Origin of the sequence: Erythrobacter epiphyticus (assembly GCF_034653295.1) — a bacterium.
In the GTDB taxonomy this organism is placed as follows: domain Bacteria; phylum Pseudomonadota; class Alphaproteobacteria; order Sphingomonadales; family Sphingomonadaceae; genus Erythrobacter.
The window spans coordinates 200,459-212,582 of record NZ_JAYEEU010000008.1 but is presented as its reverse complement, the minus strand read 5'-3'; the positions used below and the strand labels follow the sequence as shown (position 1 = coordinate 212,582).

The window sequence follows — 12,124 nt, the reverse complement described above, 5'->3', positions numbered from 1 at the left end:
TTCCCAGAGACAAGCATAACAGCGACAAGGGACGGGAGGAGTGGGTATTTTCATGCGATATGGGTTGATCTCGGCAGCGGGAATTGCGCTGGCGACAGCGACATTGGCACAGGCGGGCGCACAGGAACAACCGCAGCCACAGGCAGCAGCCCCCGCGGGCACGGCCGATCATGCCGCAGCGGTCGATGCTTTGCTGGCTCGCATGGGTCTGGAGCGTAAGGTCGCCCAGCTCATCATGCCCGATATCGCCTCGATCACGCCCGAAGATGTCCGGCGCTACCGGTTTGGCACGATCCTCAATGGCGGCAATTCCGGCCCCGATGGCAATGATCTCGCCCCGGCCCCCGCCTGGCTGAAACTTGCCGATGCGATGTGGGAAGCCTCAACTGCGCCCTTGCCCAATGGCGAGCCCGCGATCCCCGCGCTTTGGGCGACCGACGCGGTGCATGGCCACAACAATCTCGGCGCCGCCACGATCTTCCCGCACAATATCGGCCTTGGCGCAACCCGCGATGCCGAATTGATGCAGCGCATCGGCCAAGTCACGGCGGCTGAAATCGCGGTGACGGGGATCGACTGGACCTTTGCCCCCACGCTTGCGGTGGTGACCGATGATCGCTGGGGCCGCACGTACGAAAGCTTCTCGCAAGACCCGGCGCTGGTCGCCGAACTGGGCCGCGCCATGGTACTCGGCCTGCAAGGCACGCCAGATACGCCCGCATTCCTTGATCAGACCCGCGTGATCGCCACAGCCAAGCATTTCTTCGGCGATGGCGGGACCGGCGGGCTCGATCGCGGCGACACCCGCGGTGATCCGGATGAGGTCTACCGCGTTCACGCCTCGCCTTACCCGCCCTCGATCGCGGCGGGTGTGCAGAGCGTGATGGCGAGCTTTTCTTCGGTCAATGGCGCCAAGATGCATGGCAGCAAGGCGCATCTGACCGATATCCTGCGCGGCCAGATGGGCTTTGATGGCCTCGTGGTGGGTGACTGGAATGGCCATGGCGAGTTGGCCGGATGCAGCAACACCAATTGCCCGCAATCGCTGATGGCCGGGCTTGATGTCTATATGGTGCCCGAAGACTGGAAGGGGCTTTACGAAAGCCTGCTGGCCCAGGTGAAGGATGGCACGATCCCGATGGCGCGGCTTGATGAAGCAGTGCGGCGGGTGCTTCTGGTCAAGCAGCGCTATGGGCTGATGGCCAAGCCCAAGCCTTCGGCGCGGGCGCTTGGGGGCAAGTGGGACATGCTCGGTGCGCCCGAACACCGCGCGGTCGCGCGCGAAGCGGTGCGCAAGTCGCTGGTGCTGCTCAAGAATGAAGGCGTTCTGCCGCTCAAGCCCTCGGCCAACCTGCTGGTCGCCGGCAGCGCTGCGGATAGCGTGCCCCTGCAATCGGGCGGCTGGTCGATCACCTGGCAGGGCGGCGGCACCCTGACCAATGCGGATTTCCCCGGCGCGACGTCGATCTACGCCGGGATTGCGGAAGCCTTGCAAGCCGGCGGCGGCGCGGCAACCCTTTCGCCCGATGGCCGCTACACCGCCAAGCCCGATGCTGCCATCGTCGTCTTTGGCGAACAGCCCTATGCCGAATTCGTCGGTGACCGCGAAGATCTCGCCTTCCGCGATGAGGAAGGGCTCAAACTGCTGCGGCGCTATCGCGCAGCGGGGATCCCGACCGTGGCGGTGTTCCTGTCAGGCCGGGCGATGTGGGTGAACCGCGAATTGGCCGAAGCCGATGCCTTTGTCGCCGCCTGGCTGCCGGGCAGCGAAGGGGCGGGCGTCGCCGATGTCCTGATTGCTGACCGCGCTGGCCAGCCGCGCCATGATTTCACCGGCAAGCTTGCCTTTGATTGGCCTGCGGGCTGCGCGCCGGGCTCCCCTGCCCTTGCCCCCTTCGGCTTTGGCAGCAGCTATGCTGCGCCCGCCAGCCTGCCGCGCTTCGATACCACTTGCGCGCTGCTCGATCCCGATCCTGCAAAGGGACTGGCGATTTTCACCCGCGGCCTGTCGCAAGCGGTGACCGCGAACAGCGAGGGCGCGGCGCTGGCCAATCTGGTCGGCAAGGGGCGTTCGGGGGTACTGACGGTCATCGCCTTTGACATTGCCGCACAGGAAGATGGCCGCCGCCTCCGCTGGAGCGCGCCCGCTGCGCTGTCCTTGGCGTGGAACCCGATCACCCTGCCCGCAACCGCCGGGCTGACCATCCGGTACCGGCTCGACGCAATCCCGACTGCGGCGATCACGCTCACCGGCAAGGACAAGGCGACGCCGCTTGATCTCACCTCCAGCTTCACGCTCGGCGCGGGCAAGGGCTGGCGCACCATGCAGGTGCCGCTTGCCTGCCTTGGCACGGGCGAACTCGGCGGGATCACCCTGTCATCGGCGGCTGCATTCGAATTCGAATTGGAATCGCTGGCGCTTGTGCCACAAACCACCGGACAGGATTGCCGCGGGCCGTTCTAGAGCGCGCGCACCAAGGGGGAGAATAGCAGACCATGGCATTGGCACCCGATCTGTCGGCAAGCGCCGCGCTGGACGAAACCACCGCAGACACCGCGCAGGTCGATGCGCCTGGCCTCAATACCTTCGTCTTCGCGCTGTTCTTCATCTTCGGCGGGATCACCTCGCTCAATGATGTGATCATCCCCAAGCTGAAAGAACTCTTCACGCTCAGCTTCCTCGAGGCGAGCCTTGTGCAGTTCTGTTTCTTCATTGCCTATGCCGTGGTGGGGATACCGGGTGCGCGGCTGGTGAAGCGATTGGGCTATATGCGCGGCGCGGTGGCGGGCCTGCTGACGATGATGGCGGGCTGCCTGCTGTTCATCCCGGCGAGCCAGACCGCGCTGTTCCCGATGTTCCTGTTTGCCTATTTCATCCTCGCCACTGGCGTGGTGCTGGTGCAGATCGTTGCCAATCCGCTGATCAGCCTGCTCGGCCCGGCGCGCACGACGCACAGCCGCCTGACCTTCGCACAGGCGTTCAATTCGCTCGGCACCACGATCTTTCCCTATTTCGGGGCGATCCTGATCCTCGGCAGCCTTGCCACCGTTTCGGCTGATCAGCTTACGGGCGCAGAACTTGCCGCCTATCGCACCGCCGAAAGTCAGGCGATCGTGAACGGCTATCTCGGCCTTGCAACCGCGCTCGCCATTGTGGCGGGGGTGGTGTGGCTGTTCCGCAACCGGCTGAAGGGCGAAAAGCATGAACGCACCAGCCTTGCCGATGGCCTTGCGCTGCTCAAGCGGCCGCGCTTCGGCTACGGCGCGGCGTGCATTTTCCTTTATGTCGGCGCGGAAGTCGCGATCGGCACCTTCATCGTCAATTACCTGATGCAGGCCGATGTCCTTGCCATCCCCGAACAGCAGGCGGGCAAGCTGATCTCGCTTTATTGGGGCGGCGCGCTGATCGGGCGTTTCATCGGCTCGGCGGTGCTGCGCATGGTCAGCCCCGGCCTGTTGCTGGCGGGCGTGGCGGCGGGCGCGATCACGCTGCTCGCGCTGTCGGCCAACAGCGCCGGCACGCTGGCGGGCTATTCGCTGCTGGCGGTGGGCCTGATGAACGCGATCATGTTCCCGACAATCTTCAGCCTTGCCTGCGAGAAGCTCGGGCCACGCGCGGCGGACGGATCGGGGATCATCAATGTCGCGATCTGCGGCGGGGCGGTGGTCCCGGTGCTCTATGGCGCGCTCGCCGATGCGACGAGCCTGGCCTTTGCTCTTGTGCTCCCGGCGGTGTGCTATGCGATCATTGCCGGCTTCGGAATCTTCGCCCGGAAACCGGCCTGATCTGAATAAGTATGCGGCCTACTGGCGGTGCGATACCCTTGCGCCTAGGTAGGAGGCACGAGGGAAAGGGCCGTTCGCCATGAGCTTTACCGCTGATCGACTGCTGCTGTTCGGCGCGACCGGGGATCTGGCCCAGCGCATGCTGCTGCCAAGCCTTGCCGCGCTTGATGCCGATGGCCTGCTGGCCGTTGATCTGAAGATCATCGGCACCGCGCGCAGCGAGATGGACGATGCAGCCTTCCGCGCATTCGCCCGCAATTCGCTTGAAAAATTCCTGCCCGCCGAACGGCGCAGCGGTATCGATAGCTTCCTAGCCCGCCTGTTCTACCAGCCGCTTGATGCCACCACGATCGCGGGCTTTGATCACCTCGCCGCCAAGGTCGGAACCCCGGCGCGCGGCCTTGCGATCTTCCTCTCCACCGCGCCCAGCCTGTTCGAGCCGACCATTCGCGGGCTCCAGTCGGCAGGACTGACGGGCGAGAATGTGCGGATGTGCCTCGAAAAGCCGCTCGGCACGGATCTGGCCTCAAGCTGCGCGATCAATGACGCGGTGGCGGCCGCCTTCCCGGAAAACCGGATTTTCCGGATCGATCACTATCTCGGCAAGGAGACGGTGCAGAACCTGCTCGCGCTGCGCTTTGCCAATCTGCTGTTCGAACCCTTGTGGAACGCGGCGCATATTGATCACGTGCAGATCACGGTGGCGGAGACGGTCGGCCTTGAAGGGCGCGTCGCCTTCTATGATGATGCCGGTGCGATCCGCGACATGGTGCAGAACCACATGCTGCAATTGCTGGCGCTGGTGGCGATGGAGCCGCCTGCCCATTTCGATGCGACCGCGGTGCGCGATGAAAAGGTCAAAGTGCTGCGCGCGCTACGGCCCGTGGCCGCAGGAGAAACCGTCACCGGGCAATACCGCGCCGGCGCGATCGGCGGGCAGGCAGTGCCGGGCTATGACGAGGAACTGGGCAAAAACAGCGCCACCGAAACCTTTGTCGCGATCAAGGCGCATGTCGATAACTGGCGCTGGAAGGGCGTGCCCTTTTACCTGCGCACCGGCAAGCGCATGCCGCGCCGGGTGACCGAGATCGTCATCCAGTTCCGTGCGGTGCCGCACAGCATTTTCGCCGGAAAAGGCGCGACGATGCAGCCCAACAGCCTTGTGATCGGCATTCAGCCGGAAGAGAACATCACGCTCTCGCTGATGGCCAAGGTTCCGGGATTGGACCGCGAAGGCATCCGCTTGCGGCAAGTGCCGCTCAACATCGCGATGCCCGACGCCTTTACCGGCGCGGTGCGGCGCATTGCCTATGAACGCCTGTTGCTTGATCTCGTCGAAGGGGATCAGACCCTGTTCGTGCGCCGCGACGAGGTGGAAGCGCAGTGGGAATGGATCGACGCGATCCGCGCGGGCTGGGAAGCGGAAGGCCTCACCCCCAAGACCTACACTGCGGGCAGTTGGGGCCCCTCCGCGGCCATCGCGCTCGCCGAACGCGACGGAGTGACCTGGCATGAGTAAGCCCTTGCATGACACCCTGCACAAGGTGACGCAGCGGGTGATCGAAAACTCGACGGCGTCCCGCCGCGCCTATCTCGATCTGATCGCCCGCGAGGCCGACAATATGGGAGATCGCAGCGCGGTATCCTGTTCAAACCTCGCCCATGCCTTTGCCGGTGCGCTCGAGGATCAATCCGCGCTGGTTGCGGCCAAGGGCCCCAATATCGGCATCGTCACCGCCTATAATGACATGCTCTCGGCGCATCAGCCCTATGGGCGTTATCCTGATCGGCTGAAGATCTATGCCCGCGAAGTGGGCGCCACCGCGCAGGTCGCGGGCGGCACCCCGGCCATGTGCGACGGGGTGACGCAGGGCGAAACCGGCATGGAGCTTTCGCTGTTCAGCCGTGATGTGATCGCGCTGTCCACTGCTGTGGCGCTCAGCCATGCGATGTATGATGGCGCGCTGATGCTTGGCATCTGCGACAAGATCGTGCCGGGGCTGCTGATGGGCAGCCTGCGCTTTGGCCATCTGCCGACCATTTTCGTGCCCTCCGGCCCGATGCCAAGCGGCATTCCGAACAAGGAAAAGCAGCGCGTCCGCCAGCTTTATGCCGAAGGCAAGGCAAGCCGCGCGGAACTGCTTGCGAGCGAGATGGGCTCGTACCATTCGCCCGGCACCTGCACCTTTTTCGGCACCGCCAATTCGAACCAGATGATGATGGAGATGATGGGGCTGCACATTCCCGGCAGCGCCTTCATCCAGCCGGGCACCAAGCTGCGTCAAGCACTGGATCGTGAAGCCGTGCACCGGGTCGCCGCGATCGGCCCCAAGAGCGCGGATTACCGCCCGCTCGGGCGCTGTGTCGATGAAAAGGCGATCATCAATGCCGCTGTCGGCCTGCTGGCCACCGGCGGATCGACCAATCACGCGATCCACTTGCCCGCCATGGCGCGCGCGGCGGGCGTGATCTTCGACTGGGATGACCTGTCGGAGCTTTCCGGCGCCGTGCCACTGATCGCGCAGATCTATCCCAACGGCTCGGGCGATGTGAACCATTTCCACAATGCGGGCGGCATGGGCTTTGTGATCGGCGAATTGCTGGAGGCAGGGCTTGCCCACCGCGACATCCTGACAGTGGGGCGCGGCGATCTGTCGGATTATGCGCGCGAACCCGGCCTTGATGAGGATGCGCTGGTGTGGCGCGACGTGGGCGCAAGCATGGACGATACGATGCTGCGCCCGGTTGCCCATCCGTTCAAGCCGGATGGCGGGATGCGGCTGGTTGCGGGCAATCTCGGGCGCGCCTGCTTCAAGACTTCGGCAGTTGATGAAGCGCGCTGGACAGTGGAAGCGCCCTGCCGGATCTTCGAGGATCAGGCCAGCGTTGCCGCCGCTTTCAAGGCGGGCGAGCTGGATCGCGATGTCGTGGTGGTGGTGCGGTTTCAGGGGCCGCGCGCCAACGGGATGCCCGAACTTCACAAGCTGACCCCGGCGCTCGGCGTGTTGCAGGATCGCGGGTTCAAGGTCGCGCTGGTCACCGATGGGCGCATGTCAGGGGCAAGCGGCAAGGTGCCGGCTGCGATCCATTGCACCCCCGAAGCCTTGGGCGGCGGGCCGCTCGCCCTGCTCAGGGATGGCGATATGGTGCGCCTCTGCGCCAAGACCGGCGCGCTTTCGACCGATGCCGATCTGGCGGCCCGCATCCCCGCTCCCGACCCAGCGCCCGAAAGCGGTACGGGACGCGAGATTTTCACGATGATGCGCCGCTTTGCCGATGGCGCGGAACAGGGCGCCAGCGCCATGATGACCGTTGCAGGACTCTGACACATGACCACGATTGACGATCTGATGCGCTTGGCCCCGGTGATCCCGGTGATCGTAATCGACGATGTCGCCCACGCTGTCCCGCTGGCCGAGGCGCTGGTGGCAGGCGGCCTTCCGGTGCTCGAAGTGACGCTGCGCACGCCTGCCGCCCTGCCCGCCATCACCGCGATGAAGCAGGTTCCGGGCGCCATCGTCGGCGCGGGCACCGTTACCAATGCCCGCGAGCTAGATGCGGCCCTCGACGCAGGCAGCGCTTTCATCGTCTCGCCGGGTCTGACCGAGCCTTTGGGCAAGGCCGCCATCGCCAGCGGTGTTCCTTTCCTGCCGGGCATTGCCAATGCGGGCGACATCATGCGCGGGCTCGACATGGGACTTGATCGGTTCAAGTTCTTCCCGGCGATGGCCGCAGGCGGGCTCCCCGCCTTGAAGGCGCTGGCAGCGCCCTTCGGACAGTGCCGCTTCTGCCCGACCGGCGGCATCGGGCTGGATAATGCCTCCGAATGGCTCGCGTTCGATCCGGTCCTGTGCGTCGGCGGAAGCTGGGTCGCCCCGAGGGGCGTGCCGGACAAGGCTGCCATCACCGCCATGGCCAAGGCGGCCTGCGGGCTGCGCCCGGCCTGATCGCGGTGCGGCGCCCCAAATCTTCTTTGCGCGCCTGATAGGCACGGGCTAAACCCGGCACATCCATGACCCTCACCGAAGTCTATCTCATTGCGCTGCTCATCATTTTCGCGCTGCCGTGGCTGGCGTGGCGGCTGCTGCGCCTCGATTACTGGGCGCCGCTGGTGGTGGTGCAGATTGTCGGCGGCATCCTGCTTGGCCCCGGCGTGCTGGGCGCGGCCTTCCCGGAATACTATGCCTTCGTCTTCCGCCCCGAGGTGATCCAATCGCTGAACGGCGTGGCGTGGTGGGCGGTGATGCTGTTTGTCTGGGTCGCCGGGATCGAGCTCGATCTCGCCACCGCCTGGAAGCACCGCGCCGAAACCGGGATCACCGCCAGCCTTGCGCTTGGCGTGCCACTGCTGGCGGGCGCGGGCGCGGCGATGATCCTGCTGCAATGGCCCGGTTGGCGCGGCCCCGAGGGTGAAACCTGGCAAGTTGTGCTCGGCCTTGGCATGGCCTGCGCGGTGACCGCCCTGCCCATCCTTATCCTGCTGATGGACAAGATGGGCATTCTGCGCCGCCAGATGGGCCAGCGGGTGCTGCGTTATGCCAGCCTTGATGATATCGCGATCTGGGCGGTGCTGGCGCTGATCCTGCTCGATTTCGCCCGCATCGGGCGGCAAGCGGTGTTCGTGATCGGCTTTGCGCTGACAGCATGGGCGGTGCGGCGGCTGATGGAGCGGATCAATATCGAGGAACGCTGGCCCATCGCGTTGATCTGGCTGATCGCGGTCGCGCTCGCGGCAGACTGGTCGGGCCTGCACTACATGGTCGGCGCTTTCCTCGCTGGCGTGGTGCTGGAAGCGCGCTGGTTCGGGGAAGAAGCGATGGACCGGTTCCGCGCTGTCGTCCTTCTGACCGTGATGCCGGTGTTCTTCCTGTCCACCGGCCTGCGCACCGCGTGGGAAGGTGGCGGGTTGATCGTGTTCGGCGCGGCGCTGCTGCTGCTGGCCGCAGCGGTCGGCGGGAAGCTGCTTGGTGTGCAGATTGCCGGGCGGATCCTCGGTTGGACCCGCAACGAGGCAAGCCTGATCGGCTGGCTGCTGCAAACCAAGGCGCTGATCATGATCATCTTCGCGAACATCCTGCTCGACAAGGCGATCATCACCAGCACCACATTCACCGCACTGCTGCTGATGGCGGTGATGAGCACCATGCTGACGACCCCGCTGGCGACCCCGCTAGCCAAACGCGCCCACGCGCGCATGGATGACGAGGCCTGACCACGATGCCCGATATTGCGCTTGTCGCAGGCGCCCCTGACGCCGCGATTGCAGACTGGATTGCCGAACAGCTTGCCAGCGCACTGGCTGGCACCGAAGGGCCCGTGGCGATTGCGCTGCCCGGCGGATCGACTCCGTTCCCGATCCTCGCCGAGTTGGTCAAACACCCGCTCGGGTGGGATCGCGTGGTGGCCTATCCCGGCGATGATCGGCTCGTCCCCGAAGATCACCCCGCCAGCAACACCGGCAAGCTGCGCGCACTGCTAGAACCGGTGGGGGCACAGGTCATAGCGCTCGATTGCGATACCGCGCCGCCGCACTTCGCGCTGGTTTGGCTCGGCATGGGCGCAGACGGGCATATTGCCTCATTGTTCCCCAATACCGATCCGCAAGCCGATGATCCGGCGCTGGTCCGGCGGCTTACCCCCGATCCGCTGCCGCCCGAGGCGCCGTTTGACCGCATCACGCTGACGATCCCGGCGCTGCTCGCCTGCGATGCAATGATGTTTGTGATCCGCGGAGCCGACAAGCGCGCCGTGTTCGACGGGGCGCTTGCGGGCGCGCATGATCTGCCCGTCGCGCGCCTGCTGGCCGCGCGCGGCGATGTGCCCGTGACCTGTTTTGTTTAGGCTGTCGCGCGGATTTTGAGCTGCGGGGGCAGCACGAGACTTTCCGTTTCCTCACCCGCCAGCCGCCGCAACAACAGGTCAACCAACCCGCGCGCGCCGGCGTGGATATCCTGCCTGATCGTTGTAAGCGGCGGCACAGTCTGGTTCGCGATCGGCAGATCGTCAAAGCCAACGATCCTGACAGAGCCGGGCACGGCCACACCGCGCTTGTGTAGCTCGGCAAGGCACGCGGCCGCAATGGTATCGGTGGCGGCGAAGATCCCGTCGATGGCACCGGCATGGGTGGACAGATGCGCCGCGATCTCATCGCCCAACTGATCGGGCGCGAGATGCGTCGGCAAGACGCGCAGCAGCACCCCCATACGTTCGGCAACGTCGAGCGCGCCCGCGTAACGCGCGGCAAATTCGATCGGTGCGGTATCGCCGAGAAAAGCAAGATTGCGCGCGCCGCTGGCAATCAGCCGCTCGGCCGCCATCCGCCCGCCGAGCCGGTTGTCGGTGCCGACCACGCAATGCCGCTGGCCTTCAGAATGATTGCCCCACACCACCATCGGGAGATAGCCATCGGCAACGTCCTCGATCCGATCGAACTGATCGGACTGCCCGATCACGATCACGCCATCGATCATCCCTGAACCGATGAACCGATCGAGCCAGTCCTCGTCGGACAGCGGCACGACGCGTCGCAGCATCAGGTCATAGCCCCTGTCGGTCAGCTCATCGGCAAGCAGCCCGAGCAGGGTCATGAAAAAGGTGTCGGAAATCTGCTGGCGGACATCGTGCCCCAGGGGGATGGCGACACCGATCACACCGGTCTTCTGGCGGCGCAATCCGCTGGCCATCTGGTTGGGACGAAAGCCGTGCTCGCGCGCGAGTTTTTCAATCTTCTCGCGGGTCTTGGCGTTGACGAGGCTCTTGCCTGCCAGAGCGCGCGAGACCGTGCCTGGCGAGACACCCGCCAGCCGCGCCAGATCAGTGATGGTGCGCACACCCCCACCCCTGCCCTTCAAATCGCTTTCGCCCATCTTCCCTTATCGGATCGTCACTTTAGCTTGCCGTCACGGCCTGCCCGCTCCTGACACGATGCCCCGCATCTACCAGCAGCGTAGCAAGCGCGCCCGCCAGCATCAATCCACCGCCGAGCAGCAACACATTGCGAGGATCGCCCCCCAGCAATGGACGATAGATAAGCGGCATCGTCAGCGTCTGGATAAGCATGGGCACGACAATGAACATGTTGAAAATGCCCATGTAAATGCCGGTCCGTTCCGGAGGGATGCAATCGGCCAGCATCACATAGGTGTTGCCCATCATCCCGGCCCAGCCGATCCCGATGCCGATCATCAGAACAAACAATCCGGCGCTGTCCTGCACGCCGGGGATAAGCAGCATGGCAATCCCCGAGGCGGTGAGACAGGCAGCATGGACGAGCCGTGCGCCGAGCCGCGCCACGATCGGGATCAGCGCAAGCGCACCGGCAAAGGCGATGAAATTGTAGAGCGCGCCTGCCTGCTGCGTGGCGAGGGTGGCCTCGCGAAAGGCTGCGCTCGATGGGTCGGAGGTATCATAAAGCGAACGGGCGACGGCAAAGGTGATATACTGCCAATAAGCGAACATCGCATACCACTGGCACAGCATCGCAGCCGCCAATTGCCGCATCGGGCGCGGCATGGAGCCGATCGCATCGGCAATTTCAGCGAGAGTGGCGCGCACCGTTAGCGGCTTGTCCGCCATCGCGGCGCGCTCATCATCCGACAGCGGCAGTTCCGGCACCCGCCATACCGACCATAAGATGGTGGAGATCGAGAGGATCGCGCCAATCACAAAGGCAATCCGCACGATCACGGGAATGCCATTGGCATCAAGCACATCGCGCGCCACGAAGGCTGTGAGCAGACTGGGCGCGAGATAGGACAGCGTCTGCGCCAATCCGGTAAACGCCGATTGGGTCAGAAACCCGACGCTGCGCTGATCTGCCACCAAGCGGTCGGCAACATAGGCGCGGTACGGCTCCATCGTGATGTTGTTGCCCGCATCGAGAATCCAAAGCAGGCTTGCCGCCATCCACAGCGCGCTCGACATCGGCATCAGGAACAGGCTGATCGAACAGATCACCGCGCCGATCAGGAAATAGGGTGTGCGCCGCCCATGGCGCGACGTTGTCCTGTCGCTCATGGCGCCGATGATCGGCTGGATGATCAGACCGGTCATGGGGCCTGCCAACCACAGCAGCGGCATCGTCGCCTCGTCCGCTCCGAGGAAGCCATAGATCGGCCCCATATTGGCCTGCTGCAGGCCAAAACTGAACTGCAAACCGAAAAAGCCGATGTTCATTTCGACGATCCGCAGCAATGATAACCGCGGCTTACCCTGTGCCATGCCCATCCGCTCCATTTCCGCCACGATCATTTCACGCCGTGCGATACTGATTGGAGTGACACAAGTCGGTGTAAATTGCAAACGTTTGCAGATTCTTCTTGCAATCGTTTGCAGCAAA

The 12,124-nt window shown here is 64.6% G+C and carries 9 protein-coding genes; 7 read left to right on the top strand and 2 right to left on the bottom strand.

Annotated features, from left to right (window positions below; genetic code table 11):
* The first annotated feature begins 52 nt into the window (after positions 1 to 52).
* From SOQ14_RS10545 to SOQ14_RS10515, 7 genes are all read left to right on the top strand, one after another.
* Complete coding sequence (locus tag SOQ14_RS10545; RefSeq protein WP_322898064.1) at positions 53 to 2,464, top strand: glycoside hydrolase family 3 protein; 2,412 nt, start codon at positions 53 to 55, stop codon at positions 2,462 to 2,464.
* Between the two features lie 32 nt (positions 2,465 to 2,496).
* Positions 2,497 to 3,786: a sugar MFS transporter gene (locus SOQ14_RS10540; RefSeq protein WP_322898063.1), complete on the top strand. Its 1,290-nt coding sequence runs from the start codon at positions 2,497 to 2,499 to the stop codon at positions 3,784 to 3,786.
* A gap of 79 nt (positions 3,787 to 3,865) precedes the next feature.
* On the top strand, positions 3,866 to 5,305 hold the full coding sequence (gene zwf, locus SOQ14_RS10535) for a glucose-6-phosphate dehydrogenase (protein ID WP_322898062.1): 1,440 nt from the start codon (positions 3,866 to 3,868) through the stop codon (positions 5,303 to 5,305).
* Positions 5,298 to 7,112, top strand: a complete 1,815-nt coding sequence (edd, locus tag SOQ14_RS10530; RefSeq protein WP_322898061.1) for a phosphogluconate dehydratase — start codon at positions 5,298 to 5,300, stop codon at positions 7,110 to 7,112. Before zwf ends, edd begins: the two co-directional genes overlap by 8 nt.
* Positions 7,113 to 7,115: 3 nt before the next feature.
* Positions 7,116 to 7,733, top strand: coding sequence for a bifunctional 4-hydroxy-2-oxoglutarate aldolase/2-dehydro-3-deoxy-phosphogluconate aldolase (locus SOQ14_RS10525; protein ID WP_322898060.1), 618 nt, complete (start codon positions 7,116 to 7,118; stop codon positions 7,731 to 7,733).
* 65 nt (positions 7,734 to 7,798) lie between these two features.
* Positions 7,799 to 8,998, top strand: coding sequence for a cation:proton antiporter (locus tag SOQ14_RS10520; protein ID WP_322898059.1), 1,200 nt, complete (start codon positions 7,799 to 7,801; stop codon positions 8,996 to 8,998).
* A 5-nt stretch (positions 8,999 to 9,003) separates the two neighbouring features.
* A complete protein-coding gene (locus tag SOQ14_RS10515; RefSeq protein WP_322898058.1) occupies positions 9,004 to 9,627 on the top strand; it encodes a 6-phosphogluconolactonase in 624 nt (207 codons plus the stop codon).
* On the opposite strand, the gene SOQ14_RS10510 is transcribed toward SOQ14_RS10515, so the two are convergent.
* Together SOQ14_RS10510 and SOQ14_RS10505 are read right to left on the bottom strand one after the other, a co-directional pair.
* Positions 9,624 to 10,652 carry a LacI family DNA-binding transcriptional regulator gene (locus SOQ14_RS10510; RefSeq protein ID WP_322898057.1) on the bottom strand — a complete coding sequence of 343 codons (1,029 nt, stop codon included), beginning with the start codon at positions 10,650 to 10,652 and terminating at the stop codon, positions 9,624 to 9,626. The genes SOQ14_RS10515 and SOQ14_RS10510 overlap by 4 nt on opposite strands.
* A gap of 22 nt (positions 10,653 to 10,674) precedes the next feature.
* Positions 10,675 to 12,036 carry an MFS transporter gene (locus tag SOQ14_RS10505; protein WP_416232753.1) on the bottom strand — a complete coding sequence of 454 codons (1,362 nt, stop codon included), beginning with the start codon at positions 12,034 to 12,036 and terminating at the stop codon, positions 10,675 to 10,677.
* Positions 12,037 to 12,124 lie beyond the last annotated feature (88 nt).

What these genes read in the sequence shown, in the direction of transcription:
- SOQ14_RS10545 (WP_322898064.1), top strand. Translation starts at nt 53, where the DNA reads ATGCGATATGGGTTGATCTCGGCAGCGGGAATTGCGCTGGCGACAGCG.
- SOQ14_RS10540 (WP_322898063.1), top strand. Translation starts at nt 2,497, where the DNA reads ATGGCATTGGCACCCGATCTGTCGGCAAGCGCCGCGCTGGACGAAACC.
- zwf (WP_322898062.1), top strand. Translation starts at nt 3,866, where the DNA reads ATGAGCTTTACCGCTGATCGACTGCTGCTGTTCGGCGCGACCGGGGAT.
- edd (WP_322898061.1), top strand. Translation starts at nt 5,298, where the DNA reads ATGAGTAAGCCCTTGCATGACACCCTGCACAAGGTGACGCAGCGGGTG.
- SOQ14_RS10525 (WP_322898060.1), top strand. Translation starts at nt 7,116, where the DNA reads ATGACCACGATTGACGATCTGATGCGCTTGGCCCCGGTGATCCCGGTG.
- SOQ14_RS10520 (WP_322898059.1), top strand. Translation starts at nt 7,799, where the DNA reads ATGACCCTCACCGAAGTCTATCTCATTGCGCTGCTCATCATTTTCGCG.
- SOQ14_RS10515 (WP_322898058.1), top strand. Translation starts at nt 9,004, where the DNA reads ATGCCCGATATTGCGCTTGTCGCAGGCGCCCCTGACGCCGCGATTGCA.
- SOQ14_RS10510 (WP_322898057.1), bottom strand. Translation starts at nt 10,652, where the DNA reads ATGGGCGAAAGCGATTTGAAGGGCAGGGGTGGGGGTGTGCGCACCATC.
- SOQ14_RS10505 (WP_416232753.1), bottom strand. Translation starts at nt 12,036, where the DNA reads ATGATCGTGGCGGAAATGGAGCGGATGGGCATGGCACAGGGTAAGCCG.